General features: G+C 62.3%; 26 protein-coding genes and 2 pseudogenes. 23 read left to right on the top strand and 5 right to left on the bottom strand.

Annotation, left to right across the window (positions count from 1 at the left end):
* Positions 1-6: 6 nt before the first annotated feature.
* The 4 genes from tdh (at position 7) to Q2941_RS02425 (ending at position 4,868) form a co-directional block, all read left to right on the top strand.
* The gene (gene tdh, locus Q2941_RS02440) at positions 7-1,032 is read left to right on the top strand and encodes an L-threonine 3-dehydrogenase (RefSeq protein WP_458191522.1); all 1,026 of its coding nucleotides are present in this window, start codon (positions 7-9) and stop codon (positions 1,030-1,032) included.
* Positions 1,033-1,247: 215 nt separating this feature from the next.
* Positions 1,248-2,117: a GNAT family N-acetyltransferase gene (locus tag Q2941_RS02435; RefSeq protein ID WP_458191521.1), complete on the top strand. Its 870-nt coding sequence runs from the start codon at positions 1,248-1,250 to the stop codon at positions 2,115-2,117.
* Between the two features lie 26 nt (positions 2,118-2,143).
* Positions 2,144-3,322, top strand: a complete 1,179-nt coding sequence (locus Q2941_RS02430; protein WP_458191520.1) for an alanine racemase — start codon at positions 2,144-2,146, stop codon at positions 3,320-3,322.
* 82 nt (positions 3,323-3,404) lie between these two features.
* A complete protein-coding gene (locus Q2941_RS02425; protein WP_458191519.1) occupies positions 3,405-4,868 on the top strand; it encodes an aldehyde dehydrogenase family protein in 1,464 nt (487 codons plus the stop codon).
* A gap of 36 nt (positions 4,869-4,904) precedes the next feature.
* Here the strand turns inward: Q2941_RS02425 and Q2941_RS02420 are convergent, their stop codons facing one another.
* Positions 4,905-5,756 carry a LysR family transcriptional regulator gene (locus tag Q2941_RS02420; RefSeq protein WP_458191518.1) on the bottom strand — a complete coding sequence of 284 codons (852 nt, stop codon included), beginning with the start codon at positions 5,754-5,756 and terminating at the stop codon, positions 4,905-4,907.
* A 98-nt stretch (positions 5,757-5,854) separates the two neighbouring features.
* On the opposite strand from Q2941_RS02420, the gene Q2941_RS02415 reads away from it, so the two are divergent.
* From Q2941_RS02415 to Q2941_RS02400, 4 genes are all read left to right on the top strand, one after another.
* Positions 5,855-6,922 (top strand): four-carbon acid sugar kinase family protein, encoded by a 1,068-nt coding sequence (locus tag Q2941_RS02415; RefSeq protein WP_458191517.1) that lies wholly within the window; start codon positions 5,855-5,857, stop codon positions 6,920-6,922.
* The gene (gene pdxA / locus Q2941_RS02410; RefSeq protein WP_458191516.1) at positions 6,922-7,920 is read left to right on the top strand and encodes a 4-hydroxythreonine-4-phosphate dehydrogenase PdxA; all 999 of its coding nucleotides are present in this window, start codon (positions 6,922-6,924) and stop codon (positions 7,918-7,920) included. The genes Q2941_RS02415 and pdxA overlap by 1 nt, the downstream gene beginning before the upstream one ends.
* Positions 7,921-7,924: 4 nt before the next feature.
* Positions 7,925-8,992 (top strand): cupin domain-containing protein, encoded by a 1,068-nt coding sequence (locus Q2941_RS02405; RefSeq protein WP_458191515.1) that lies wholly within the window; start codon positions 7,925-7,927, stop codon positions 8,990-8,992.
* Between the two features lie 166 nt (positions 8,993-9,158).
* Positions 9,159-10,481 carry an NAD(P)/FAD-dependent oxidoreductase gene (locus Q2941_RS02400; RefSeq protein WP_458191514.1) on the top strand — a complete coding sequence of 441 codons (1,323 nt, stop codon included), beginning with the start codon at positions 9,159-9,161 and terminating at the stop codon, positions 10,479-10,481.
* 208 nt (positions 10,482-10,689) lie between these two features.
* Here the strand turns inward: Q2941_RS02400 and Q2941_RS02395 are convergent, their stop codons facing one another.
* Positions 10,690-11,643, bottom strand: coding sequence for a LysR family transcriptional regulator (locus Q2941_RS02395; protein ID WP_458191513.1), 954 nt, complete (start codon positions 11,641-11,643; stop codon positions 10,690-10,692).
* A 103-nt stretch (positions 11,644-11,746) separates the two neighbouring features.
* Between Q2941_RS02395 and Q2941_RS02390 the strand changes: the two genes are divergently transcribed.
* From Q2941_RS02390 to Q2941_RS02335, 12 genes and pseudogenes are all read left to right on the top strand, one after another.
* Positions 11,747-12,691 carry a ketopantoate reductase family protein gene (locus Q2941_RS02390; protein WP_458191512.1) on the top strand — a complete coding sequence of 315 codons (945 nt, stop codon included), beginning with the start codon at positions 11,747-11,749 and terminating at the stop codon, positions 12,689-12,691.
* 4 nt (positions 12,692-12,695) lie between these two features.
* Positions 12,696-13,082, top strand: coding sequence for a VOC family protein (locus Q2941_RS02385; protein ID WP_458191511.1), 387 nt, complete (start codon positions 12,696-12,698; stop codon positions 13,080-13,082).
* 12 nt (positions 13,083-13,094) lie between these two features.
* Entirely contained in the window at positions 13,095-13,565 is a 471-nt protein-coding gene (locus tag Q2941_RS02380; protein WP_458191510.1) for a MaoC family dehydratase, read from the top strand.
* The gene (locus Q2941_RS02375; RefSeq protein WP_458191509.1) at positions 13,562-14,788 is read left to right on the top strand and encodes a CaiB/BaiF CoA transferase family protein; all 1,227 of its coding nucleotides are present in this window, start codon (positions 13,562-13,564) and stop codon (positions 14,786-14,788) included. The genes Q2941_RS02380 and Q2941_RS02375 overlap by 4 nt, the downstream gene beginning before the upstream one ends.
* A 3-nt stretch (positions 14,789-14,791) precedes the next feature.
* The gene (gene aroE / locus Q2941_RS02370) at positions 14,792-15,619 is read left to right on the top strand and encodes a shikimate dehydrogenase (protein ID WP_458191508.1); all 828 of its coding nucleotides are present in this window, start codon (positions 14,792-14,794) and stop codon (positions 15,617-15,619) included.
* Positions 15,620-15,634: 15 nt separating this feature from the next.
* Positions 15,635-16,489: a shikimate dehydrogenase gene (locus Q2941_RS02365; protein WP_458191507.1), complete on the top strand. Its 855-nt coding sequence runs from the start codon at positions 15,635-15,637 to the stop codon at positions 16,487-16,489.
* A 51-nt stretch (positions 16,490-16,540) separates the two neighbouring features.
* Complete coding sequence (locus Q2941_RS02360) at positions 16,541-17,209, top strand: amino acid ABC transporter permease (RefSeq protein ID WP_458191506.1); 669 nt, start codon at positions 16,541-16,543, stop codon at positions 17,207-17,209.
* Between the two features lie 12 nt (positions 17,210-17,221).
* On the top strand, positions 17,222-17,878 hold the full coding sequence (locus tag Q2941_RS02355; protein ID WP_458191505.1) for an amino acid ABC transporter permease: 657 nt from the start codon (positions 17,222-17,224) through the stop codon (positions 17,876-17,878).
* Between the two features lie 52 nt (positions 17,879-17,930).
* On the top strand, positions 17,931-18,758 hold the full coding sequence (locus Q2941_RS02350) for a transporter substrate-binding domain-containing protein (RefSeq protein WP_458191504.1): 828 nt from the start codon (positions 17,931-17,933) through the stop codon (positions 18,756-18,758).
* Between the two features lie 62 nt (positions 18,759-18,820).
* Positions 18,821-19,565, top strand: a pseudogene (locus Q2941_RS02345) (amino acid ABC transporter ATP-binding protein).
* 11 nt (positions 19,566-19,576) lie between these two features.
* A complete protein-coding gene (aroQ, locus tag Q2941_RS02340; protein ID WP_458191503.1) occupies positions 19,577-20,026 on the top strand; it encodes a type II 3-dehydroquinate dehydratase in 450 nt (149 codons plus the stop codon).
* 6 nt (positions 20,027-20,032) lie between these two features.
* A pseudogene (locus Q2941_RS02335) lies at positions 20,033-21,072 on the top strand (Gfo/Idh/MocA family protein).
* A 60-nt stretch (positions 21,073-21,132) separates the two neighbouring features.
* Here the strand turns inward: Q2941_RS02335 and Q2941_RS02330 are convergent.
* Genes Q2941_RS02330 through Q2941_RS02320 form a run of 3 tightly spaced genes read right to left on the bottom strand, consistent with a single transcriptional unit; the run spans position 21,133 to position 22,906 of the window.
* Complete coding sequence (locus Q2941_RS02330; RefSeq protein ID WP_458191502.1) at positions 21,133-21,480, bottom strand: IclR family transcriptional regulator; 348 nt, start codon at positions 21,478-21,480, stop codon at positions 21,133-21,135.
* Positions 21,471-22,007 (bottom strand): helix-turn-helix domain-containing protein, encoded by a 537-nt coding sequence (locus Q2941_RS02325; protein ID WP_458191501.1) that lies wholly within the window; start codon positions 22,005-22,007, stop codon positions 21,471-21,473. Before Q2941_RS02325 ends, Q2941_RS02330 begins: the two co-directional genes overlap by 10 nt.
* Positions 22,004-22,906, bottom strand: a complete 903-nt coding sequence (locus Q2941_RS02320; RefSeq protein WP_458191500.1) for a LysR family transcriptional regulator — start codon at positions 22,904-22,906, stop codon at positions 22,004-22,006. Before Q2941_RS02320 ends, Q2941_RS02325 begins: the two co-directional genes overlap by 4 nt.
* Before the next feature lie 117 nt (positions 22,907-23,023).
* Here Q2941_RS02320 and Q2941_RS02315 point away from each other — a divergent pair, with 117 nt between their 5' ends.
* The 3 genes from Q2941_RS02315 (at position 23,024) to Q2941_RS02305 (ending at position 25,379) form a co-directional block, all read left to right on the top strand.
* Positions 23,024-23,887, top strand: coding sequence for a pirin family protein (locus Q2941_RS02315; protein ID WP_458191499.1), 864 nt, complete (start codon positions 23,024-23,026; stop codon positions 23,885-23,887).
* A gap of 56 nt (positions 23,888-23,943) precedes the next feature.
* On the top strand, positions 23,944-24,348 hold the full coding sequence (locus Q2941_RS02310) for a DoxX family protein (protein ID WP_458191498.1): 405 nt from the start codon (positions 23,944-23,946) through the stop codon (positions 24,346-24,348).
* Between the two features lie 158 nt (positions 24,349-24,506).
* Positions 24,507-25,379 (top strand): SDR family NAD(P)-dependent oxidoreductase, encoded by an 873-nt coding sequence (locus Q2941_RS02305; protein ID WP_458191497.1) that lies wholly within the window; start codon positions 24,507-24,509, stop codon positions 25,377-25,379.
* Positions 25,380-25,400: the final 21 nt, after the last annotated feature.

Raw genomic sequence — 25,400 nt, 5'->3', positions numbered from 1 at the left:
GCTCTCATGAAAGCTCTTGTCAAAGCAGCCGCCGAACCGGGGCTCTGGCTCGACGAACGGGGGATCCCGCAGATCGGACCGGATGACGTTCTCATCAAGGTCAACAAGACTGGGATCTGCGGCACGGATATCCATATCTACGCTTGGGATGAGTGGGCGCAGCGGACCGTCCCTGTCCCGATGGTCGTCGGCCATGAGTATGCAGGCGAGATCGCCGAGCTGGGCGCGAACGTCACGAGATTCGCGATTGGTCAGCGCGTTTCGGGTGAGGGCCATGTTGTCGGCACGAGCAGCCGCGCTGCGCGGGGAGGGCGGTTTCACCTGGATCCTGAAACCAAGGGGATCGGTGTCAATATTCCCGGAGCTTTTGCCGAATATCTGCGTTTGCCCGCCTTCAATGTCGTGCCGCTCCCTGATGCGATCGATGACGAGATCGGGGCCATCCTCGATCCGCTCGGCAATGCCGTCCATACCGCACTGTCGTTCGACCTCGTTGGGGAGGATGTGCTCATCACCGGCGGTCCTATTGGCATCATGAGCGCCGCAGTTGCCAGGCACGTTGGTGCGCGGCACGTCGTGATTACCGACGTCAATCCGCATCGCTTGGCATTGGCGACTGAGGTTGCTGACGTTGTTCCCGTCGACGTGAGCAAGCAAGATCTTCGGTCCGTGACGCAGCGCCTCGGCATGAAGGAAGGGTTCGATGTCGGGCTCGAGATGAGCGGTGCGCCCGCCGCGTTCGACCAAATGGTCGAAAATCTGGTGATGGGCGGCAAGATAGCGATGCTCGGCATCCCTGCTCGGCCCGCGACGGTCGATTGGACCAAGCTTGTCTTCAAGATCCTCACCGTTAAGGGAATCTACGGGCGGGAGATGTTCGAGACCTGGCATAAGATGCTCGCGATGCTCGAAAGCGGTCTCGACATCCGGAAAATCATAACGCACCGCCTGCCGGTCACAGAGTTCAAGGCCGGATTTGAGATCATGCGCACCGGCAACTGCGGCAAGATCGTCCTGGACTGGAAGACGTGAATTCGCCCTCTGAGAGGCCGCCTGGCGCTGGACAGCAGATTGATCCTGCTGCCGCATCATCAATGAAATTCTATGCCGAACTTTGCGCCAGTCCGGCTGCGTAATGTTGTCGGCCCCAAGCTACGCTGCGAACTGCGGGGGGATCATGAGATGGCCTCCCGCTGTCAGGCGCTGGCGAGTAGTCCGGCAACCCGAGCAAGAGACGTCGAACGATCATGACAGCCGCCGCTTATCCAGTCGGGCATTGCGACAATGAGGACGTGGTCCTCCTTCCCTTCGCCAGATCGCATCTGGAAGGCGCCCTGAAGCTCTCGCAAGAAATGTCCTGGCCCTACCGGATCGAGGATTGGGACGTCGCGCTGCAGCTGGGCAATGGCTTTGTTCTGGAGCGCGCCGGGACGGTGATCGGGACCGCGGCCTGGTGGCCGTATGGCGAGACTCATGCTTCCGCCGGCATGATCATTGTCGCGAAGGCCGCTCAGGGCCGTGGCTATGGGGCGCGGCTGATGGACGCGTTGCTGGCGTCGGCGGGCCCACGGACCATCGCGCTGAATTCGACGGCCGAAGGCATCATGCTTTATCGCCGCCGCGGCTTTGTGCCCACCGGGATCATCCATCAGTACCAGGGAATTCCAAATGGAAGCCACGAGCCGCCGCGGTCGGGCCTCAGACCAATGGTCGGATCGGAGTTCGAGGCGATCGCGCGGCTCGACCGCGCCGCTACGGGGTTGGAGCGGCGGCAGTTGCTGAATCGGCTGTTTGACAGCGGTAACGGCTATGTCCTGCTGCGTGACGGCATACTTCGCGGCTACGCCATCTCTCGCCTTTTCGGCAGCGGGCATGTCATCGGCCCCGTGGTGGCCGAGAGCCCGACCGATGCGCGCGCGCTGATTGAATTCACGATCGTGCGGCTTGGGCCTGTCTTCGCCCGGATCGACACTCCTGCCTCCTCGCAGCTCGGGGAATGGCTCGAAAGCATCGGCCTGCAGCGCGTCAGCGATGCCACAACCATGGTGCTGGGAACGCCGGCTCCATGGACTGGACCGGCGCGCATGTTTGGGCTCGCCAACCAGTCATTTGGCTAGGGGACATCGGGATGCTGCGGGTGGAGATGGACAGAACGGATATCCTGGACGCCGGTTCGGACCAGGCAGCCGCGACGCTCGGCGCGCTGGCAACACCGGCTCTCCTGCTCGACAGAGACCGACTGGATCGCAATCTCTCGCGCCTCTCCTCTCGTATGGCCGCGCAAGGCATCGTGCTGCGTCCCCATATGAAGACAGCGAAATCCATTGACGTCGCCCAATGCGCCTATCCATCGGGGGTGGGACCAATCACTGTCTCAACCTTGGCGGAGGCGGAGTACTTCGCGCAGCATGGCTTCCGGGACATCACCTATGCCGTGGGACTTGCACCTCACACCGCCGCGAGGGCGATGCGCCTGCGGAAAGGAGGCATCGACATCAAGGTGCTGCTGGATTCGCCTGAGCAGGCCGCCATGCTTGGCGCGGCCGGGCGCGCAGCCGGTGTGACACCGTCCGCCTTCATCGAGATCGACTGCGACGGTCATCGCGGCGGGCTGACCGGGACCGATCCCAAGCTCCTGGCCGTCGCGACGGCCCTGGCCGAGGCCGGCGTCAAGCTTGCCGGCGTTCTCACCCATGCCGGCGAATCCTACAGCCTCAGCATGCCGGCGGCCCTTGCCGCGGCTGCGGAGAACGAACGCGCCGTGGCCGTCGCAGCCGCAACGACATTGCGGGCGGCGGGCCATGAATGTCCTGTCGTCAGCGCCGGCTCGACGCCGACCGCCCATTTTGCCGAAGATCTGACCGGCGTCACGGAAATGCGCGCCGGCGTCTACATGTTCTTCGATCTGGTCATGCACGGCGTCGGTGTCTGCACGACCGACGACATCGCGATCTCGGTGCTCGCCACGGTCATCGGCACGAAGCCGGAAAAGGGCTGGATTTTGGTCGATGCGGGGTGGATGGCGCTGTCGCGCGACCGCGGCACCGCGGCGCAGCGGGTTGACCAGGGATATGGTCTGGTCTGCGAGGTGGCCGGCAAGGTCTATCCCGACCTGATCGTCTCGCAAGCAAGCCAGGAGCACGGGATCCTCGCCATCAGGCCCGGGTCGGCGCACGCTTTGCCCAATCTTCCGATCGGCGCGAAGGTCAGGATTCTCCCCAATCACGCCTGTGCGACGGCGTCGCAACACGAGTTGTACAACGTCGTCTCCGCCGGCAGCGACGCGATTCACGCCCGATGGCCCCGGATGCGCGGCTGGTAGGCCTGGCCGGCCATTCCCGGCCAGCTCGGCCCCTGGTTCCTGCGCTGATCGGCGCCTATTACCGGATCAAGGATCGCTTCCAATGACCTCGCCCCTTCGACACCTGACGGAAGCCGGCTTCCTCGGAAATTTCTACATCGACGGAGAATGGCGGAAGCCGATCGGATCAGTCACGGCAGCAGCAACTGTCGTCAATCCGGCGACGGAGCAGCCGATCGCTGACATCGCGCTCGGCGATGACGACGATGTGGACTGCGCGATCGCAGCCGCCAGACGAGCCTTCGCGGGCTGGTCCATGACACCGCCTGCTGAGAGAGCGGCGCTGCTCGACCGGGTTCATGGCTTGCTCCTCCAGCGGCTGGAGCTATTCGCGCAGGCCCTCACGTGCGAGATGGGAGCCGCCATCACCTACGCGCGCCGCGCTCAGGTGCCGCTGGCTGCCGAACATATCCGCGTCGCCCGCGACAATCTCGCGAATTATCCGTTCATCGCCGCGCGCGGCAGCACCGCGATCATGCGCGAGGCCGTTGGCGTCTGCGGCCTCATCACGCCATGGAACTGGCCTCTCTACCAGATCACCGCCAAGGTGGGACCCGCGCTCGCGGCGGGCTGCACCGTGGTGTTGAAGCCGAGCGAATTGTCGCCGCTGAGCGCCTTGCTGTTCGCGGAAGCGATGGACGATGCCGGTTGCCCGTCCGGCGTGTTCAACCTCGTCAATGGGACAGGCCCGATCGTGGGCGCCGCTCTGGCGTCGCATCCAGAGGTCGACATGATCTCGATCACCGGTTCGACGCGCGCCGGCGTTCTCGTCGCGCAAGCGGCGGCGCCCACCGTCAAGCGCGTTGCCCAGGAGCTCGGCGGCAAGTCGCCGAATATCATCTTGCCGGACGCCGATCTCGGCCGTGCTGTTCCGCTCGGCGTCGGCGCCGCCTTCCGCAATCTCGGCCAGTCCTGCAGCGCGCCGACGCGGATGCTCGTGTCTCGCTCACGCATGGAAGAGGTCGAGACCTTGGCGGCTGCGGCCGCTTCGGAACTGGTGGTCGGCGATCCCCTTGCGGAAAACACGACTCACGGTCCGATTGCGAACCGGCCACAGTTCGAGCGTGTGCAGACCATGATCGGCGTCGGCCTGGAGGAAGGTGCCAGGCTCGTCATCGGCGGGCGAGGTCGGCCGGCCCACCTGCGGATCGGCCTCTATGCGCGCCCGACGATCTTCTCGAACGTCCATCGCGACATGAGGATCGCACGGGAGGAGATCTTCGGCCCGGTGCTGTCGATCATTCCCTATGACACCGTGGACGAGGCGATCGCGATCGCCAACGACACCGTCTACGGCCTCGGCGCCCATGTGCAGGGCACCGATATGGAGACGGTGCGGACCGTCGCCAGGCAGATCCGGTCGGGTCAAGTTCATCTCAACCATCCCGACTGGGACCCCAACGCACCTTTCGGCGGCTACAAGCGTTCCGGCAACGGCCGGGAATATGGCATCGAGGGCATGGAGGAGTATCTCGAGACCAAGGCAGTTCTCGGATTCTACCGATAGCTCAATATCGGCTCCGAAGAGCTGCGGCATCGCGCTTTAAACGAAATTTCCAACCTGTTCTTGCAGCCATTGAGCAAGATGGTGTGCTTTCCCCGACAGTTCAGGTTCTCCTGTCCAAATGAGCCCGTAGTGGCTTTCGTCGGGATCGAAACCGGCAGGTGCGGTGAGCCGCCCTCTATCGATATCGTCGGTAGCAAGTACCCACGGGCTGAGGGCAACACCCAATCCCGCTGATGCGGCTTCAACGATCAGGAAGTGGTGATCGTAGAAGCGAATCTCCGTAGGGCGCCGCACTGACGGATGGGTGGAAAGCCAGCGCGACCAGGCGTCCCGCCGGGTTTTTGAACCCAGGGCGATGTACTCCCCGGAGGCAAACGCAGACGCGAGTTGAGGACTCATGACCGGTCCTACCTTTTCAGGAAAGAGGCGCCGGACATGCCACAAATCTGGAAGCGCAAAGTCGAGCCGGCGTATGGCGAGATCGATCCGGTCGCGGCGAAACTCGACAGGGCCGCCGGCGACAGAGAGATGGAGAGCGATGTCGGGATGGACGGCCTGAAAGTTCGCAAGTCGTGGAATAAGCCAGCGCATAGCCACTGAAGGCTCGCATGAGAGAACGAGGGAATTCTGCCGAGCGTTGGCAGCACGCAAGCTTTCAACGGTTGTCGCCAACTCGGTGAAGAACCGGCCGAGCGTTAGGTTGAGCGCCTCTCCTGCGGCGGTGAGGCGCAAGCCACGTCCGCTTTTTTCGAAGAGTTTGAAGCCAAGGTCTTCGGACAGTTTGGTGATACGGCGGCTCACCGCCCCGTGGGTCAAGGCGAGGCTGTCGGCGGCAAAGCGGACCGACCCGAGGCGCGCCGTGGTCTCGAACGCACGTAAGTCGTCCAAAGAAGGTATTTCTGACCGCTTCATTGGTGATATGATGTCACCAATCAGATGTAAAAACTATCGCTTTTTATACTGGACTTGGTTCGCATAATTGATCCATGCGAACCAATGGCCAATACACAATCGGTATTCTTGCCGACGATTTGACCAGCGCCGCGGATGGGGCCGCCCCGTTTGTCCAGCGGGGCCTGCGAGCCGTTGTCGGCCGACGTCAGCTGCCTCTACGGGAAGCAACGATCCTTGCCGTCGATAGCGGATCGCGATCGCTTCGAGCATCGCAAGCGGCACAGCGAGCGTCGGAACTTGCCCAGCAACTCGCTTCACGGGATGTCCTCTACAAGACCGTGGACTCGACTCTTCGCGGCCATGTGAGGGCCGAGATGGAAGCGGCCTTCGCCGCGAGCGGTCGCAAGATGGTGGTCTTCGCACCTGCGTTTCCGGGCGCAGGGCGTACGACCGTCAGCGGCGTTCAGCTTGTCGATGGCATCCCGGTCGCGGAGACCGGCTATAGTCGCGATCCCATGCATCCGGCGCGGCGTTCGCGGCTGGTTGAGCTCGTCCCGTCCTCCATCGGCAATGTCGTCATCCTTGATGCTGCGACACAGGACGAACTTGACGTAAAGATTGCGGCATTGCCGGATCCGGAGTCGATCCTGTGGGTGGGCTCTCCGGGCATGGCTCTGGCCTTAACAAAGCGGTTTGCGCCGGTTCAGGTTGCGTCTGACGTGACGCTGACCAGGGGCAGCGAGATTCTTGTTGTTGTCGGCAGCGCTAACCCGCGCAGCCATCGTCAGGCCGATCGGATCGGGGTCGAGCGCGGTGTTGCCCTGTTGCGAGCGCCGCTGGAACGTATGGACGACCCCAATTCCATCCTGCGCGACATTGCGCAGACTGCGGCTCGAAGGCTGGTCGATGAGCGTTGCGCCGTGGTGATAGCCACTGGCGGGGATACGATGGAAGCGATCCTCGATAGTCTGGACATCTCTGCGTTCGAGATTCTGCAGGAGCTTGAGCCGGGGTTTCCGCTTGGCCGCGCGTCCCTCGGGAACGGACGAGAGCTGCTCATCGCCATGAAGGCGGGCGGCTTTGGCGACGACGACACGCTGCGTCGTGCGGTCGCGCGGCTCCACGCCTGCGCCTCGGTGTCGGAAAAGAAGGTTGTGTGATGCCCCAAATCGCTCCCCTCGCCATCACCATGGGCGATGCCTCCGGCATCGGCCCGGAGATCGTGGCGAAGACATTGGCCAAAGGCGGTCAAAGCTTGGTCGTCTTCGGCAGCTCGGTCGTGATGGAGAATATCGTCCGTCGTCTGGGTCTCGGCCTCAAGGTCAAGCGCATCGCCGAACCTCAAGAGTCGCGCTCTGAGCCGCGGTCCATCGAGGTCATCGAAGCGACGCAAATCATCGCGCCGCCTCCGCTCGGGAGCGTCAGCGCCATGTCCGGCCAAGCTTCCTTCGACGCCGTCGTCGCCGCAATCGCGGCAGCCAAAACCGGCAAAGTCAGCGGCATCGTCACCGCTCCGATCAACAAGGAAGCAATGGCAAGCGCGGGCATTCCTTATCCCGGGCACACCGAGATTCTCGCCGAGTATGGTGGTGCGAAGCGCGTCGCGATGATGCTGGCCAACGACGACATCCGCACGGTTCTCGTCACGATCCACACGTCGCTGCGCAAAGCGATCGACGAAGCGGACTTCAATGCGCAGATGTCGGCGATCCGGCTCGCAAACGAGGGTGGGAAGGCCCTCGGAATCGCGGCGCCGCGCGTTGCGGTCGCAGGGCTCAACCCCCATGCCGGCGAAGGTGGTCTCTTCGGCGACGAGGAAATCCGGGTCATTGGTCCCGCGATCGAGGCCGCACGCGGCGAGGGCATAGACGCCAGCGGGCCCTGGCCTGGCGACACCGTCTACATGCAGGCCCGCAAGGGGCGCTTCGATGTGGTTGTGGCCCAATATCACGACCAGGGCCTGATCCCCGTGAAATATCTCGGCCTCGAAAAGGGTGTGAATATCACGCTCGGCCTGCCGTTCGTCCGTACAAGCCCTGACCATGGCACGGCGTTCGACATTGCAGGTCAAGGCCTCGCCGACGCCGCCAGTTTCGAGACCGCGCTGGCTTACGCGCGAAGGCTCGTCGCCGCGCAAACTAAAGCCAAGGAAGGGTAGTCTAATGGGCCTTCGCTTCATCTTCATGCTGACGCGCAACGATCGCACCGTCGAGGACGCCTCGGAACAGCTCAAGACCGCCCTGAGCCTTGGCGTTCGCCACGTTGGCTTCAAGGACATCGGCCTGCCGATCGACCGGCTCAAAGTCCTCAACCAAGCCATCAAGGCAGACGGCGCGACCTCCTATCTCGAAGTCGTTTCACTCGACCAGGAGAGTGAAATCCTTTCGGCGAAAGCGGCCGTCGAAATCGGCGTCGATGTCTTGCTCGGCGGCACACGTGTTGACGACGTCCTGCCGATCCTTGCGAGCACAGGCATTCAATACTGCCCCTTCCCGGGTCGCATCACGGGTCACCCGAGCGTGCTCGAAGGGAGCATTGAGGAGATCGTCGAGAGCGCCAAGGCGCTCACTGCGCGGGAGGGCGTGCATGGTCTCGACCTGCTCGCCTATCGCTCCAAGGAGGACGTCCCGGCCCTCATCAAAGCGGTCTGCGCGGCGGTGTCCAAACCCGTCTATGTGGCGGGCTCGATTGGTACGCCCGAGCGGATTGCCATCCTGAAGGACGCGGGAGCTGCCGGCTTCACCATCGGCACGGCTGCGCTGGACGGTAAGTATCCGGGCGAGGACAAGGACGTCGCCGGTCAGCTCGGCGCCATCATTCGTGACGTGGCCGCGCTCAATCGGCATCTCTCGCCACTCCACAAGAAGAACTTGGCCAACTCGTTCGGGCAGTTCAAGGAGACTTGGTCTACCAAGATCGCCGGTCAGATCAACGATATGCAGATCAAGCTCGCCAAGTTCGCGGGCGAGTTCGCCTGGCGCTTTCACAGGAGCAGTGACGAACTCTTCCTGGTGCACAAGGGTCGCCTGCTGATGAAGTTCCGTGATCGGGAAGAGATCATCGAGCAAGGCGAGTTCATCGTAGTCCCCCATGGGGTCGAGCATTGCCCTGTCGCGCTGGACGACATCTGCGAGGTCGTGCTGCTCGAACCCGGCACATCCATGGATGCCGCTCGATCATGTCAATCGACTGCAGCAGAGGGGCCGTGGGGACATGCCGTTCGAGGCTGAGCTCGTAAAAGAGCGGTTCCTGCAGCTCGTATCGCTCAAGCGCTCAAAAACCGAACATCTTGCGAAGTTCTAGCTGATTTCAGCACATTCTGTTGCGCGCACGATGCGATGAAGGGCTGATCGGAATTTTGCTTCCGCATTCTTGGCAGCCGAGGTTCGTTGGAATATGTCGCCCCACGTCGAGCGCATTCACAGCGACGAGCATCTTCCGGCCGAGGCGGACGTCGTCGTCGTCGGCGGCGGCATTCTCGGCTCTACGGCCGCCTATTACCTGGCGAAGCGCGGCCTCTCCGTGGCGCTGCTCGAGAAAGGCCACGTCGCCTGTGAACAATCGAGCCGAAACTGGGGTTGGTGCCGCCAGCAGAACCGCGACCGGCGCGAACTGCCGCTCTCGGTGCTCTCCATGCGGCTGTGGGACGAGCTCACGCGCGATATCAATCGGGATCTCGGATTTCGACGCTGCGGTCTCGTCTATGCGACCCACGACGAGGCTGTGCTCGCAGGCTGGGAAAAGTGGCGCGAGGTCGCCAGGGAGTACGATGTCGATACGCGCGTGCTGAGCCGGGCGGAGGTGGCCGAGCGCGTCCCGGAAGCGCGCGACAGATGGGTTGGCGGGACCTATTCGGAGCGGGACGGCAAGGCCGAACCTGCGCTCGCTGCGCCGGCTATCGCCGAAGCGGCCAGAACTCTGGGCGCCACGATCCATCAGGGATGCGCCGCGCGGGCGCTCGACCTTGCCAATGGCAAGATTGCGGGTGTGCACACGGAGAAGGGCTACATCAGAACCAGCGCGGTGCTGTGCGCCGCCGGCGCCTGGTCCTCGCGCTTCCTTCGCCCGCTCGGGATCAGTTTCCCCCAAGCCAGCATCCGGCAGACCGCGCTGCGTTCCACCCCGACAATCAACATAGGCGAGGCGGTCTCCACACCCTACTGCACGATCACGCGCCGACTGGACGGCAGCTATACGCTTGCGATCAGCGGCAAGGCGAACCTCGAAATCACGCCCCAGGCTATCCGGTACAGCCGGGAATTCATGCCGCAGTTCTTGCGTCGCTTGAAGAACGTCAGGCTCGGCGTCGGCCGATCGTTCGTTTCGGGGCCGGATTCGATGCCGGCCCTGCTGACCAACGACGATCGGATCTTCGAACAGAATCGCGTGCTGGATCCTCCGCCCTTGAAATGGCTGGTGAGCCAAGTGGTGGAGAGTGTCCGGAAAACCTTTCCCCAACTCGGCGAAATAAAGATCGATAGCGCCTGGGGCGGCTTCGTCGATTGCACGCCGGACGCAGTGCCTGTGGTGTCGCAGGTGGATGGGGTGGATGGCCTCGTCCTCGCGGCGGGCTGCTCGGGTCACGGCTTCGGTCTGGGTCCGGGGCTCGGTTATCTGGCCGCAGAACTTGTCGTCAACGACACGTCTTGCGTCGATCCCACACCGTTCCGGCTGTCGCGTCTGGTCGATGGCTCGAAGCTGGACATCTCCGCCATCTGAAGATCGAGCCGGAAGTCGGGCCTGACGCGCACCAAGCGAAGTCAGGTTCATACGATCGACTATTTGGTAAGTCGCCGACTGGCTCCTCTGAACCGCGAAAAGCCTCGTGATGAAAGACGTTCAATACGAGTCGCAGCGACGCAAACTGCCGACAATCACGGCATTTCAGCATTGCTTTTCGAAATGGCGTGCCGCGGTCGGCCTTCGTTTACTTTGGTCGACCGGAACGGTGTAGGCCCCGCACTTCCCGCTGTTGAAAAAGTTCACAGCATACGTCGCGCAACCATTGGCTTGCCGGATCGTGATGGAAGCGGGCATGCCAATATTGCTTCACCGTAAAACCGGCGATCGCGAGCGGGCAGTCGAGCACGCGCAGTCCGTAATAGTGAGCCAATGTTTCGCCGATGTGTCTTGGCAGCGTAGCGATCAGGTCCGTCGTCCCGACGATCGCGGGTAGTCCCAAGAAGCCGGGGAGCTCAAGCGCAACGTCAAGGACCATCCGCTGCTCCTGTAGCGCGGCCGCAAGCAACTGGTGTCCTGTGCCCGAGCGAATGAGCACGTGTGCCTCACGCCTGAAATCCCTTGCGGTGATGCGGTCGCGGATCCGGGCATGTTTTGTGTTGGCCAGACAGATCCAATCCTGCGGGAAGAGTGCCTGCTGGAAGTGTCCGGCGTCGAGGTCCGAGATGTAGCCAAGCGCCAGATCGGCCTCGCCGGACTGCAGCATCCGTGGGGTGTCGGCGCCGATCTGTGCTGCCTCGATGCGGATGCCCGGAGCAACGCGACGGACGTGAGCGAGGATGGCTGGCAGGAGCGTGATGTGGCTGCCGTCCGTCATGCAGATGACGAAGCGACGCTTGGCACTCGCCGGATCAAACTCAGGGCGAAGCTCGGCCAGACGATGCAGCATCTCCAACGCCTGCCTGGCGGTGCCGATGAGAGCCTCGGCGCGCGGCGTCGGCAGCATCCCCTCCGCCGATCGGATGAAGAGCGGATCGTCCAGTTCCTTTCGCAGGCGCGCCAGCCAGATCGAAACGGTTGGCTGACTTTGACCGAGCTTTTCGGCTGCTTTGGTGACGCTGCCCGTGGTGAACAATGCGTCAAAGAGCCGGAGCAGGCGCGGGTCCAGCAGGTTCGTCTCGGAAAGGTCCCGGTGCTTCATTGCGATCTACAATAATAGATATAAGAATCATAGCATATCTAAATAAAGGCCTGACTGCTACCACGCCCCCGACGCCCAAAAAAGGCGCGGGAGAAACGTTCGGATGAGGATCTGCTTTATCGGAGCGGGGGCCTTGGGCTCGACCATCGGCGGCACGCTGGCGCGCGGCGGTGCCGAGGTTTGGCTGATTGATCCGTTCCAGGCCCATGTTGACGCGATCAACGCCCAAGGGCTTCAGATGCTCGAAGGTGGCTCCGACGCCGTCGTGACGGTCACCGCCTGCACTTCCGCGGCCCAGGTCGGCGTCAAGGCCGACCTCGTCATCGTCCTCGTCAAATCCTATCACACGCGGGACGCCATCCGCGCCGCTGCGCCGATCATCGGGCCGCATACGGTCGTGATGTCGCTTCAAAACGGTCTTGGCCACGAGGACATCCTTTCGGAAGAAGTTGGCCGTGAGCGGGTCATGGCGGGCAAGACTTACGTGGGCGGCGTGCTGCTGGGCCCTGGTCATGTTCGCTCCGGAGTTGTCGGCAAGGAAACCATCATCGGCGAACTTGACGGGCGCTTGACGGAACGCGCACGGCAAATTTCCGAGACCTTCAATCGTGCCGGCATTCTCACGCTGCTCAGCGACAACATCCTGGGCACGATGTGGGACAAGTTGTTCATCAACGTCGCCGGTGGGGGAATTACCGCCGTTACCGGGCTGACCTATGGCGGCCTGTATTCACTGCCTGTCCTGGAAGAGTGTGCGCTGGCCGCGATTTCGGAGAGCATCGCGGTTGCGCAAGCCGCCGGTGTCAAGATCTCGATTACCGACCCTCGACGCGCTTGGACGATGGCATCAGCTGGGCTACCGCCCGAGTTCAAGACCTCGATGTTGCAGAGCTTGCAGTCCGGCAATCTGACCGAGGTTGATTACATTCACGGCTCCGTCGTGCGTTGGGGGAGCAAGTTCAATGTCCCGACCCCCGTCAATTCGACCCTCGTCGCGTTGATCAAAGGGCTTGAATACGCCCGCAGCGAATATCCGGGAAAGGCCTGAGACGATGTCGCTACCGCGCGCTTATGTCGAACACGTCGCGATCCGTGTGCCGGACGTTGACCGTCACGTCGACTTCTTTCGTGAGGTGCTTGGTCTTGCCGTTCGCGACGAGCAACCCGCCGATGGCGCGCGTCCGCGTCAGGTGTGGGTGCTCGGAAGCGTACAGCTCATCGAAGATCCTGGCTTTGTCGGACTCGAGGGACGTCTCGCCCATCTCGGCATCATGGTCGACGATTACGAAGGTGTGCTCGCCCGTGCTGCCGCGTGGGGCGCCAAGGCCCTGCCCGCCGGGCCGAACTGGCTCGAACTGCCGGGCGGGCTGAACGTCGAAATCTTGCAAGCTAGTGCGGGTGCCGTGGAAGCGGCGCTGGCGATCAATCCACGGGCCTAAGGAACACGCGACATGACCGATGAGCGCTACTGGGACGATGCCAAGGTCGGCGACGAATGCGTCACCCCCGCGGTGACGGTCACCGAAGCGATGGTGAATGCCTACGCCGAACTGACGGGTGACTTCACGCCTGTTCATGTCGACGAGGAATACGCCAAGACCACACCATTCGGCACGCGGGTCGCGCACGGGTTGTTTGGTCTGTCGCTGGCTGACGGTCTGAAGACACGTGCCGACTACCGCTTCCTTCCGGGAATGTCGCTGGGCTGGACGTGGGATTTCAAGCTGCCGATAAAGCTCGGCGATACCGTGCATGTGAAGTTCCGCGTCGGTTCGATGCGCGCCACCAAGCGGGAAGGGTGGGGCATCGTGGTGCTGCCCTCCGAGCTCATCAATCAGCGCGGCGAAGTGGTGCAGCGCGGCGAGCACCGCTTGATGATTCCGATGCGCCCGAAGACCGGCATCGCGGGAGAGCAGGCATGACCGCACAAGATCTGCCGCTCAAAGGCATTCGCGTCATCGACTACAGCCATTTTCTCGCAGGCCCGTTCATGGGCCGTTGCCTCGCCGCGATGGGCGCGGAAGTCATCAAGGTGGAGCGCCCCAGGGAAGGCGATGCGGGCCGCGCCCATGGCTATTTCAAGGACGGACAATCCGGCTACTTCCTGCAGCAGAACATGGGTAAGCAGGGCCTGTGCATCGATCTGCGGGACGGGCGTGGCCTCGACATGATGATGAAGCTGGTCGAGACGGCCGACATCTTCATCGAGAACTATCGCCCCGGCGCACTCGAACGCCTCGGGCTCGGTTACAAGACGCTCTCGGCGCGGAATCCGAGGCTGATCTATTGTTCGGTCTCCGCCTATGGCCACACCGGTCCCTATGCCGACCGTCCGGGCTTCGGCCTGATCGCAGAAGCGATGTCTGGCGCGCTGGCGCAGTTGGGCTCCCCCGGGGAAGCGCCGCCGCTGCTGCGGATGCCGCTGGCGGACATGTACACCGGCATTCACGGCGTGGCTGCCGTCAATGCCGCGCTGGTCGGCCGCGCGTCGTCCGGGCGTGGTCAACATATCGATCTGGCGCTGTACGACTGCATGGTCTCGATGCACGACTATGCGGTTCAGCGTTACTTTCTCTCTGGCGGTACCGACCTGCCGAAGCAGACCGGGAGCGGTCAGCCGGACTCGACCGTCTACGGCGTCTTTCCGGCAAAGGACGGCAATCTTGTCATAGCGGCGCAAGTCGATGATGCGTGGCGACGATTGGCGGGCCTTATCGGGGGAGACACGCTGGCATCCGACGAACGCTTCACCACGCCTGCCGCGCGCAACGTCCACTATGCTGAAGCGATGGAGATTGTGCGCACCTGGACGCTGTCGCAACCGTCTCGCGACGCCTGTCTTGCGGCACTTGAGGAGGCAGGAGTGCCGTCGGCTCCCGTGCAGACCATCGAAGAGGTCGTGAAGGATCCGCAGATCCACGCCCGGGGCATGCTGGTCGAACAGGAGCATCCGGTGCTCGGCAAGGTGACGCTGCCGAACCTTCCGTTCCGCTTCTCCGACTGCGACACAACGGTGCGCACGCCAGCACCACTGCTCGGCCAGGACAACCGTCGTATTGCCGCCTCGCTTGGCCTGTCGGCCGAAGTCGTCGATGCGATGGTGCGAGATGGCGTGCTCTACAACGAAGCTGCAGTGCAGGAGTGAGCCATGAGCGATCGCTATGCGGTGATTGGCAATCCGATCGGCTTTAGCAAATCACCTCTCATCCATGGCGCTTTCGCCAGAATGACGGGACAGGACCTTGTCTATGAGGCGATCGAGGGTCCCCTCAATGGCTTCATCGAACGGGTCGATCAATTCCGAGCAGAGGGCGCCAAGGGGCTGAACATCACCGCTCCGTTCAAGCTCGATGCCTTCGACTACGCAAACGAGCTTTCAGAGAGCGCCGAACGAGCGGGCGCCGTCAACTGCCTGAAGTTCGACGCCGATCGGATCATTGGCGAAAACTTCGACGGGATCGGCCTCGTGCGGGACACTACGGTCAATCTCGGCGTCAAAATGGCCGGCCGGCGCGTCCTGATGCTCGGCGCTGGGGGCGCGGCGCGTGGCGCGCTACTGCCGTTCCTGCGCCAGGAGCCGTCCGAGCTGGTTCTCGTCAACCGGACGCTGTCGAAAGCGGTGGCCCTGGCCGAAGAGTTCGCCGGCTGTGGTCCCCTGATTGTCAGCGGCTATGCTGAACTGGCCGATCTTGCCGAGGGCTATGACGTCGTGGTCAACGCGACGTCGGCCAGCCTGCGCGGTGAGATGCCGCCACTTCCAGGCAATGTCTTCCGCGGTGCGGAGCTGGCCTACGAACTTGCCTACGGCAAGGGACTAACTCCCTTTCTGCAAGCAGCCCGCGCCGAAGGCGTAGCCAAGCTGGCTGATGGCGTCGGCATGCTGGTCGAGCAGGCCGCGGAAGCTTTTGCCTGGTGGCGTGGCGTTCGACCGGGCACGACTCAGCTTATCGCCGAACTGACCGTTCCGTTGAGCTGACCGGCGATGCCCAGCATGCATCAAAAGCCCAGCTTTCTCGTCGGCCTGATTGGCAGCGGCATCGCCGCGTCGCGCACTCCGCCCATGCATGAAGCGGCCGCTGACGCCGCTGGCATCCGCTATCTCTACAAGAAGATTGACCTGATTGAGTTGAAACTTGGTGCCGAAGCGCTGCCGGAATTGCTGACGGCGGCAAAGCGGATGGGCTTTGACGGGCTGAACGTGACCCATCCCTGCAAGCAGGCGATCCTTCCTCTCCTGGACGAGCTTTCGCCCGACGCGGAGGCGCTAGGTGCCGTGAACACCGTGGTCATCAGGAACGGTCGAATGACCGGCCACAACACCGACTGGTTCGGCTTCGCCGAGAACTTTCGCCGCAACATGCAAGGTGCATCGCTTGGTCGCGTCGTCCAAATCGGTGCGGGCGGTGCGGGCGCGGCGGTTGCTTTCGCGCTGATGAAGCTGGGCGTGCAGGAGCTGACCATCATCGATGTCGACTTTGTCAAGGCGCAGAGTTTGGTGGATAGCTTGTCCCCCCGATTTCCGGAAGGGCGCTTACGGCTCGGCCAGGATGTCGCTGCAGCCGTCGCTGCCGCAGACGGAATTGTCAACGCGACGCCGCTCGGCATGGATAAATATCCAGGGACGGCGCTGCCCACGGAGCTTCTGCGTCGCGACCTGTGGGTCGCCGAGATCGTCTACTTCCCGCTGGAAACCGCACTGCTGCGCGCGGCACGTGCCCTCGGCTGCCGCACCGTCGATGGCGGCGGCATGGCGATCTTCCAGGGCACCGAAGCATTCCGCCTGTTCACCGGCATCTCACCCGATCCAGACGTCTTCTTCGCCACTTTTGCGTCCCTGGGAGGGTGACGTCAGGTCGATGGGCGAGCGGCACGTACAACGCCCGAGAGGAAACGCAAGATGGGCTACACGCTCGATTTCTCGGTGGTTTGGCACGCGATGCCGGCCCTGCTGTGGGGCTGCGTGGGCACGTTGGGCCTGGCGCTTGCCGGGATGATGCTCGCGATGGTGATCGGTGTCGCCGGCGTCGCGGCACGCGATTCGAAAGCGGCCTGGCTGCGGGCCATCGTGATTGGTTTCGTCGAGATCGTCCGCAATACGCCTTTCCTGGTGCAGATTTTCTTTCTGTTCTTCGCCCTGCCGCTAATAGGATTGAAGCTCAATCCAACCGCGACCGCGATCATCGCACTCGGTGTCAATGGCGGCGCCTACGCCATCGAGATCATCCGCGGCGGCGTCCAGTCAATTCATAAAGGACAGGTGGAGGCCGGCTACGCGCTCGGACTGCATAAGGGGCAGGTGTTCCGTTTCATCGTGCTCAAGCCCGCGCTACGCGCGATCTACCCCTCGCTCACGGGTCAGTTCATCATGCTGACGCTGACCTCGTCGATCTGTTCGGCTGTGTCCGCCTACGAACTAACGTCGGTTGCGCAGCGCATCGAAAGCGACACATTCCGTAGCTTCGAGGTCTATTTCTCGGTGACCTTCCTCTATCTCGCGATCTCCTGGCTGCTGATGCTGGGCTTTGCGGTCATCTCTCACCGCTTCTTCTCATATCCGACACGCTGAGGAGGGTAGGTCATGACACCGCATTTTGGTCTTCCTGAGCTTGGGTTCCTGTTGCGTGGGCTGCAATGGACGATGCTGCTGACGCTGGTCGCATTCGCAGGCGGCTGCACGGCAGGGCTGGTCGTCGCTTTGCTGCGCACCTGTGGTCACAAGGGCGTGGAATGGATCACCCGCATCTACATCGGGATATTCCAGGGCACTCCGCTGCTGTTGCAGCTCTTCGTCGTGTATTACGGATTGGCGCTGACCGGCCTGAAGCTCGACGCGTTCGTCGCGGTGGCGATCGGCTTCACCGTGAATGCCTCCGCCTTCCTCGGCGAGATCTGGCGCGGCGCGATCGAGGCCGTGCCGCGCGGCCAGACTGAGGCAGCGATGGCGCTTGGCCTGCACTATTCGTCTCGCATGCGCGATATCGTGCTGCCACAGGCAATCCGCATCTCGCTGCCCGCGACCATCGGCTATCTGGTGCAGCTCATCAAGGGCACTTCGCTCGCCGCCATCGTCGGCTTCATCGAGCTCGCCCGCGCCGGTCAAATCGTATCGAACCAGACCTTCCGGCCGTTGCTCGTCTTCGGTGTGGTCGGCGCGATGTATTTCATCCTCTGCTGGCCACTGTCGTGGTGGGGCAGTCGGATGGAGGCCAGGCTCGCCCTGGCCAATCAAAGGTAGGAATGGCGGACCTGCCCAATCAACACAGCCATCACCAGGAGGAGGGAATTTCATGTTGTTTTTACGCAATCATCGCCAGCTTGGCATCGCGCTGCTGATGCTGGGGGCAATCGCCGCCGCAGGCAAATCGCAGGCCGGCACCCTGGACGACGTGAAGAAGAAGGGCGTCGTCGTCATCGGCATTCAGGGCGACAATCCCCCTTGGGGCTATGTCGATAGCTCGGGGAAGCAGGACGGTTTCGATGCCGACATGGGGCGCGCCTTCGCCGAATCTCTCGGCGTGAAGGCCGAATTCGTCCCGCTGGCGGTGGCCAATCGTATCCCGGCGCTGACCACGGGCCGCGTCGACATTCTGTTCGCAACCATGGCCATGCTGCCCGAGCGCGCGAAAGCGGTGCAGTATTCCAAGCCCTATGTCGCCAACGAGATTACGCTTGTCGCGGCCCAGGCCACCCCGATCAACAGCAATGCCGACATGGGTAAGTACGTTATTGGCGTTCCGAGGTCCTCGACGCAGGACACCCAGGTCACCAATAGCGCTCCCGCGGGCACCGAAATCCGCCGGTTTGACGATGATGCGGCCACGATCCAGGCGCTGCTCTCCGGTCAGGTGCAGGCCGTCGGCGCGAACAGCTTCTACCCGCAGCGTCTGAACGCCGCAAAGCCCGAACTTGGGTTCGAGCCCAAGCTTCACTTCACGGCTCTGTACAACGGCGCCTGCACCCGTCTCGGAGACAAGGAGTGGAACGAGACGGCCAACAAGTTCATCGACCAGATCAAGACGAACGGCAAGTTGGCCAGCTTCTACGCCAAATGGATGAAGGCGCCCGTGCCGATCTTCCCGGAGCAGGTTCCTGGCGTTCCGTTCACCGTCCAATAGCCACCGCGAGCGGCCGACGCACCATCCGCGTTGGCCGCCGTCCGATAGCGGAGCCAAATCCCATGCTGGACCAGATCCTGATCGAAATGAAGGGCGTGCAGAAGTGGTACGGCGGGTACCAAGCTCCGCGACGTCGATCTCACCGTGCGCAAGGGCGAGAAGATCGTGCTCTGCGGTCCGTCCGGTTCGGGCAAGTCGACGCTGATCCGCTGCATCAACCGCCTCGAGGCGATCCAGCAGGGCAGTATCGTGGTGAACGGTCATCGGCTGGACGACAGCATCAAGGCCATCGATGTCGTGCGTCAGGACGTCGGCATGGTGTTTCAGAGCTTCAACCTTTTTCCGCATATGACGGTGTTGCAGAATTGCATGCTCGCACCCATTCGCGCGCGCCGCATCAGCAAGGTCGAGGCGGAAGCGACCGCGCGAAAATACCTCGAGCGCGTCCGCATCGGCGACCAGGCCGAGAAATATCCAGCCCAGCTCTCGGGCGGCCAGCAACAGCGCGTCGCGATCGCGCGTGCGCTCTGCATGCAGCCCAAGGTCATGCTGTTTGACGAGCCGACCTCGGCGCTCGACCCTGAGATGGTCAAGGAGGTGCTCGATACGATGATCGGCCTTGCCAATGACGGCATGACCATGATTTGCGTCACCCACGAAATGGGCTTTGCCCGACAGGTAGCCGATCGTGTCATCTTCATGGCTGAAGGCCAGATCATCGAAGAAGGTGCGCCCGACGCATTCTTCCGCAATCCACAGCACGCCCGCACCAGGCAGTTCCTGGGCGAGATCCTTGCCCATCACTGAACGGAGTTTTCATGAGTCGTCTTGTCTACGTCCTCAACGGACCAAATCTCAATCTGCTCGGCAAGCGTCAACCCCACATCTATGGCCACGAGACGCTTGCGGATGTGGAGCGGGACTGTCGAGCTCTAGCCAAAGAGCTTGGCTTGGAGATTCGCTTTCATCAGTCCAATAGGGAATACGAACTGATCGACTGGATCCACGAGGCGCGTGAGACCGCCGCCGGTATCGTGATGAATCCCGCCGCCTTCACCCATACGTCGGTCGCCATCCTTGATGCTCTAAACACGTTCGAGGGGACGGTGATCGAGGTGCATATTTCCAATGTGCACAAACGCGAGGAATTCCGCCATCATTCGTTTGTTTCCAAACGAGCTGATGGGGTCATCGCTGGCTTCGGCACCCAGGGTTACCTGCTCGGCTTGCGTCGTGTGGCCAAGCTGCTTGATGAGAACAAGGGATAGCATTGTATGAGTTCACCAGTCCGGCTGTCGGTGATGGGAGCGGGTCTCATCGGCAAGCGCCACATCGAACACATTCTCGCGCGGCCGGAGGCGATGCTGTCGTCGATCGTCGATCCGGCGCCTGCGGCACGAGAGTTGGCGGTTGCGCTGAAGGTGGACTGGTTTCCGTCCTTTCAGGCACCATGCTCTCCGAAAACCGGCCGGAGGGAGTTATTGTCGCCACCCCCAATCAGATGCACGTGGCCAACGGCATGGATTGTATCGCTGCTTGTATCCCGGCGCTGATCGAGAAGTCGTTAGCGGATGACGTCGTCGCTGCACAGTCCCTGGTCGAAGCCCGCGTCATTCCGGGGCGCCTCGTCAGAGGCGAACCCGAAATCTCGCGCCACAACCCGATGATCCAGCGCGCCAAGGCGGAGATCGACGGCGGCCGGCTCGGCCAGATCGTGTCGGTGCATGGCATGTTCTGGCTGATCAAGCCGGACGATTATTTCGATGTGGCGTGGCGTCGCGAGAAAGGGGCGGGGCCTGTTTTCCTGAATCTCATCCACGATGTCGACCTGCTGCGCTATTTGTGTGGGGATATCGTCGCGGTGCAAGCTGCGCAATCGAATCGACTGCGTGGAAACGCCGTCGAAGAGACGGCGGTGATCATCCTGCACTTCGCCTCCGGTGCGCTGGGAACGGTCAACGTCTCCGATACCATCCAGTCGCCCTGGAGCTGGGAGTTCACTTCTGGTGAGAACCCGGCCTATAGCCATATGAAGGAGATTTGTTACCAGATTGGCGGCACGAGGGCATCGCTGGCTATTCCGCAGCTCGACCTATGGCATCATCCAAGCAAGGCCAGCTGGTGGGCACCGATCGAGCGCGAGCGGCTGAGCTACGAGACGGAAGACCCGCTTGGTCTGCAGATTGCCAATTTCTGCGGGGTTATCCGCGGCACCGCCGAGCCTGTGGTGAGCGGTCGCGAAGGGCTGAAAACCCTCAGAGTGATCGACGCGGTCAAGCGCGCGGCGGAAACCGGAGCTCTCGTGTCGGTTTGATACGGGAAGCGGAAGAGACAAATCATCGGCAAGCCGTCCCGTCCATTCTCGCTTCGAATGCTATCTCGAAACAGCGAGTGCCTCCTTGCATCGTGTCGCGAACGCCATGAGATACTCGCCGATCTCTGCGCTCAGCGCATCGCTGGGCTCGATGTCTTGCATGCTCATATTGAGTACGTAAACCGGCCAGCCTTCGAGGACGATAGGAGCGGCGACGGCGAGTACGCCAGGTTGCCAGGAAACCGCACAATATCCATGGCGCCCGACATCGCGGATTGATTTTTGTACCTCAACGTTCAATACCTTCGTGGCGGCGACGGTGCGCCGTCTGAATTGCGCAAGCAACTTGTCGCGCTCCGCGTCGGCGATGCCGGCAAGATAGGCGCGCCCGAGCGAGGTCAACTCCATCGGCACCTGTTGGCGGCCGCGATGCTGCGCAGCGTCGGGCGCGGGTTGTAGCGAATGGATTCCAGATAGACCATCATTGCACGATCAGCCGTTGCCAGACCGACGTTCAGTCGGCGCCGCGTCGATTCGGCCCGCATCCATGGACCGAGCACCTTGAGCACGGGTGATCCCATGCGGACGGCGTGGCCGAGGCTGAGAACGGCGGCAGCGAGCCGATAGTTGCGGTCGCTTCGGACTTCGTCGAGCATGCCGAACGCGACCAGGGTCTTGGTGAGACGGCTGACGGTCGAGCGGGGTAGCCCCGTGCGCTCGGCGATCTCGCCGTTACCGAGCGTATCAACGCCCGGCCGGAAGGCGCGCAAGATCTCGATGCCGCGCTCTAGCGATCGGTTTCCGTTTGCGCCACCGGCATATTGCCGCGCCGAAGCCATCCCGCGTTCCTCCAGCCATTCCATTAAGTGGAAATGGGGCATATCGCTTTTATGACAGGTGAGCGGCAAAGCATCACTAAATCGCTTCTCGCTCAAACCTGGCCTGCCAATCGATCGATCAGCCATTGGGTTGCCGGGCCCGGCGGCGTTTGCATTCGCCAAATGGCCTGTAATGGATAGCGCGCATCCCTCGAGCCCGGGATGTCCAATTCGACCAGGCGTCCCGCCTCCAAATCGCCGTGGACCATGAATTCAGGCATCAAGCCCCAGCCTACGGCGGCCAGCAACAAGGCGTGCTTCACTCCGAGATCCGCAAGCCGCCATGTCTTGCTACTGAAGACACCGAAATCCTGGCCTCGCGTCAGTGGAGAGCGATCGCTCAAAACGAGCTGAATGTACTCTCGCAGATCGCTTCGTAGATCACCTGGCGAATGCCGCCGCGCGCGTGCCAGCGGATGCGAAGGCGAGGCCACCGGCACCAGCCTGACGTGGCCGATCAACCGCCTCTCCATGTCATCCGGAAGCGGATGCATCGCGCCGTTGATCCCCAACCGCGCGGTACCATCGGCCACGAGCTGGGTCACCGCACCAAGTGCCTCTGCATGCAATCGCAACTGAACTGTCGGATAGGCAATTTGGAATCCTTGCAGAGCGTCGACGAGGCGGGCCGTCGGCAGCATCACGTCGGTCACCACGGACACCTCGGCTTCTTCGCCTTCGCGTAGACTGGCGGCCTTGGCGCGCATCTTCTCCATGTCCTGAAGCACCGACCGCGCGTGGGCGAGCAGCGCTCGGCCGGCTTCGGTGAGTTCAGGCCTCTTCGTCCCCGAGCGATCGAACACAGCGACGCCGAGTTGCTGCTCGAGATTGTCGATCCCGTAAGCGATTGCGGAAGTGGCGCGGTTCAGGCGGCGCCCGGCGGCGGCGAAGCTGCCGCAGTCCACCACCGTGGCCAGGATCTGGAGCTGATCGATCGTCGGGGTGCCAACCTTCATTTCTAAAATCCTGAACAATCTTTTCTATATTATCATGATTTTCTGGAAAGTGGCGGGAAGGTATCCCTCGTTCAGTGGTTCACGAGATCGCCCAAAAACACCCCAATGAGCACCTTAATGAACACCCTCACACGCGTGCGCGAGCGCAAGATCGCGACGCTTCATGCCGCCCTGCATGCAAACGAAGGAGACGGCTTCGAGGTTCGTCGCGCCATCCCGTCGTCGGCCTTTGAAGCCATCGGTCCCTTCATCTTCCTTGATCATTTCGGTCCGATCGAGGTGCGCCCCGGCGAAGCCAAAGGCGCCTCGGCCCATCCTCACGCCGGGATCGAAACGCTGAGCCTCTTGCTCGAAGGACGGACGGTTCACAAGGACAGCCTCGGCAACATCAGCACGATGGGGCCGGGCGAGGTGCAATGGATGCGCGCCGGGCGCGGCGTCGTCCACGATGAATCACCGGACGAAGTCCTGCGTCGCGCGGGTGGGCGCGTGCACGGCGTGCAGTTGTGGATCAACATGCCAAAGGGCGGGAAGCATGCCGACCCGAGCTACAGGCACGTCAAGGCGGACGAGATTCCGCTTTTGCCGCAGGATCGCGGGACGGTTCGCGTTGTGGCAGGGCGGACCGGCGATGTCACCGGCCCGGTCCAGACCTCAGGAAATCCCTTTGTCGTCCATGCGAGCTTGAGCACGGGCGGTGCGCTGCGCATGGATGCCTCGGGCCCGCATGAGCTCGCGCTCTACCTCATGACGGGCCAGGTCGCGATCGACGGCCACGCCATCGAGCCGGGGCAGCTTGCCCGCCTCGCATCCGGCGATGCGCTCCATGTGGTGGTGCAGGAGAGCAGCGAATTGCTGCTGGTTGGCGGCGACCCGCTCGACGCTCCCATCGTCCGCCATGGTCCCTTCGTCATGAACACTATCGCCGAGCTCGAGCGCGCCGTCCGTGACTATCACGCGGGCCGGATGGGAAAGATCTGACCTCGTCCATTGCTCATCCTCTCCAATCAATCCATCTCAAGAAAGGAACCATTGCCATGTCCACGCCCACCTATCTTCCGGCCCTCGGTCGACTGCTGATCGCACTCATCTTCGTCATGTCCGGCCTGTCGAAGATCGCTGCGCCCGCCCAGACAATTGCCTACATTCAGTCCTCTGGCGCGCCATTCGCCCCGGCCGCTTTCGCCGTCGCCGTCATCGTCGAGATGATTGGCGGGCTCGCGCTGCTGGTCGGTTTTCAGACCCGCCTGACTGCTACAGCGCTGGCAATTTTCACATTGGCCGCCGCCATCTTGTTCCACAACGACGTGGTCGACCAGAACCAGATGATTCATTTCCTGAAGAACATCGCGATCACGGGCGGGCTCCTCCAGGTGGTCGCGTTCGGTGCCGGCGCATTCAGTCTCGACAACCGGCGCAAGTCCATTTCGGTCCCAGCGTGAGCCTGCGCGATCGATCATCGCGGGGTGCGGGCCGATCCAAAAGCGTCGGCGAAGCTCGCACCCGCGCGACGGTGACGTGCTGTTTGAGTAACACGGCGTCCCACAAAATGCAGACGTGCAGTTTGTTCAGTTGTTGTTTTTGATGAGGAGGATTGCTCATGTCTCGTGCTTCCGTTCAAAACAGAGGTTCGGCCGCGGTGACCGGAGCCGGCAGCGGCTTAGGTCGCGACATTGCGCTGGGTCTTGCCGCGACGAACTACCGCGTGTTTGGAACAGCCCTTTCGGCGGACGAGGTCGCCGATCTCAAGCAGGCTTCCAACGGTAAGGTCAATCTAACAGTCTGCGATATGACGGACGAAGCCGCGGTCAACAGCTGGGCTCGCGAGATCGATAGTCAGTCAGAAGAAGGGCTTGATCTGCTGATCAACAACGCCGGGATCCTGACACCAGGGCCACTGGAAATGTTGCCGCTTGGCGCTATCCGTCGCGAATTCGAGGTCAACGTTTTCGGAGCTCTCTCGGTCATCAATGCGTTTCTGCCGACCTTACGGAAGGCGCGCGGCCGCATCGTTCAGCTCAGCACCTGGACGGCCAGCTTGCCGCTGCCATTCAACGGACCATCCGGCGCATCGAAAGCTGCAATGGAGGCGTTTGCCGCCGTCTATCGCGCAGAGCTTAAGCCGTTCGGTATCGATGTCGTGGTCGCCGCGGCCGGCAACATGAAGACTGGCGGGCCGGCCAAGACCGCCGCTGCGCTCAAGCGAATCGCCGACACCATGACTCCGGAGCAGCAGCGATTGTACGGGCAAACTTTCGGCACGTTTACGGACAAGCTGAATGGCATGCAGGAGAGCGGGCTGGAGTCAGCGGCGGCGGCAAAGCGCGTCATTGAGATCGCCGAGCAAGTGCCCGCACCGAGCAGGGCTGGCGTGGGCCAAGACGCCGAAGAAATACTACGCTTCGTTCGCGAACGCTCCGACGCCGAACAGGATGCCCGTCGCCTTCAAATCGTTGGCCTGCAGCAAGTTTGATCCGCTCGCCGGTGCGATATC

The sequence above is a fragment of the Bradyrhizobium sp. UFLA05-153 genome, from assembly GCF_054185185.1.
This window is presented reverse-complemented; position numbering and strand designations above follow the sequence as displayed.

Coding starts and splice junctions, on each gene's coding strand:
- Q2941_RS02430 (WP_458191520.1), top strand. CDS start 2,144: ATGGACAGAACGGATATCCTGGACGCCGGTTCGGACCAGGCAGCCGCG.
- Q2941_RS02415 (WP_458191517.1), top strand. CDS start 5,855: ATGCGAACCAATGGCCAATACACAATCGGTATTCTTGCCGACGATTTG.
- Q2941_RS02355 (WP_458191505.1), top strand. CDS start 17,222: ATGACACCGCATTTTGGTCTTCCTGAGCTTGGGTTCCTGTTGCGTGGG.
- tdh (WP_458191522.1), top strand. CDS start 7: ATGAAAGCTCTTGTCAAAGCAGCCGCCGAACCGGGGCTCTGGCTCGAC.
- Q2941_RS02365 (WP_458191507.1), top strand. CDS start 15,635: ATGCATCAAAAGCCCAGCTTTCTCGTCGGCCTGATTGGCAGCGGCATC.
- Q2941_RS02395 (WP_458191513.1), bottom strand. CDS start 11,643: ATGAAGCACCGGGACCTTTCCGAGACGAACCTGCTGGACCCGCGCCTG.
- Q2941_RS02400 (WP_458191514.1), top strand. CDS start 9,159: ATGTCGCCCCACGTCGAGCGCATTCACAGCGACGAGCATCTTCCGGCC.
- Q2941_RS02315 (WP_458191499.1), top strand. CDS start 23,024: ATGAACACCCTCACACGCGTGCGCGAGCGCAAGATCGCGACGCTTCAT.
- Q2941_RS02360 (WP_458191506.1), top strand. CDS start 16,541: ATGGGCTACACGCTCGATTTCTCGGTGGTTTGGCACGCGATGCCGGCC.
- Q2941_RS02390 (WP_458191512.1), top strand. CDS start 11,747: ATGAGGATCTGCTTTATCGGAGCGGGGGCCTTGGGCTCGACCATCGGC.
- Q2941_RS02435 (WP_458191521.1), top strand. CDS start 1,248: ATGACAGCCGCCGCTTATCCAGTCGGGCATTGCGACAATGAGGACGTG.
- Q2941_RS02330 (WP_458191502.1), bottom strand. CDS start 21,480: ATGGAGTTGACCTCGCTCGGGCGCGCCTATCTTGCCGGCATCGCCGAC.
- Q2941_RS02320 (WP_458191500.1), bottom strand. CDS start 22,906: ATGAAGGTTGGCACCCCGACGATCGATCAGCTCCAGATCCTGGCCACG.
- Q2941_RS02425 (WP_458191519.1), top strand. CDS start 3,405: ATGACCTCGCCCCTTCGACACCTGACGGAAGCCGGCTTCCTCGGAAAT.
- Q2941_RS02385 (WP_458191511.1), top strand. CDS start 12,696: ATGTCGCTACCGCGCGCTTATGTCGAACACGTCGCGATCCGTGTGCCG.
- pdxA (WP_458191516.1), top strand. CDS start 6,922: ATGCCCCAAATCGCTCCCCTCGCCATCACCATGGGCGATGCCTCCGGC.
- Q2941_RS02405 (WP_458191515.1), top strand. CDS start 7,925: ATGGGCCTTCGCTTCATCTTCATGCTGACGCGCAACGATCGCACCGTC.
- aroQ (WP_458191503.1), top strand. CDS start 19,577: ATGAGTCGTCTTGTCTACGTCCTCAACGGACCAAATCTCAATCTGCTC.
- Q2941_RS02305 (WP_458191497.1), top strand. CDS start 24,507: ATGTCTCGTGCTTCCGTTCAAAACAGAGGTTCGGCCGCGGTGACCGGA.
- Q2941_RS02375 (WP_458191509.1), top strand. CDS start 13,562: ATGACCGCACAAGATCTGCCGCTCAAAGGCATTCGCGTCATCGACTAC.
- aroE (WP_458191508.1), top strand. CDS start 14,792: ATGAGCGATCGCTATGCGGTGATTGGCAATCCGATCGGCTTTAGCAAA.
- Q2941_RS02310 (WP_458191498.1), top strand. CDS start 23,944: ATGTCCACGCCCACCTATCTTCCGGCCCTCGGTCGACTGCTGATCGCA.
- Q2941_RS02350 (WP_458191504.1), top strand. CDS start 17,931: ATGTTGTTTTTACGCAATCATCGCCAGCTTGGCATCGCGCTGCTGATG.
- Q2941_RS02380 (WP_458191510.1), top strand. CDS start 13,095: ATGACCGATGAGCGCTACTGGGACGATGCCAAGGTCGGCGACGAATGC.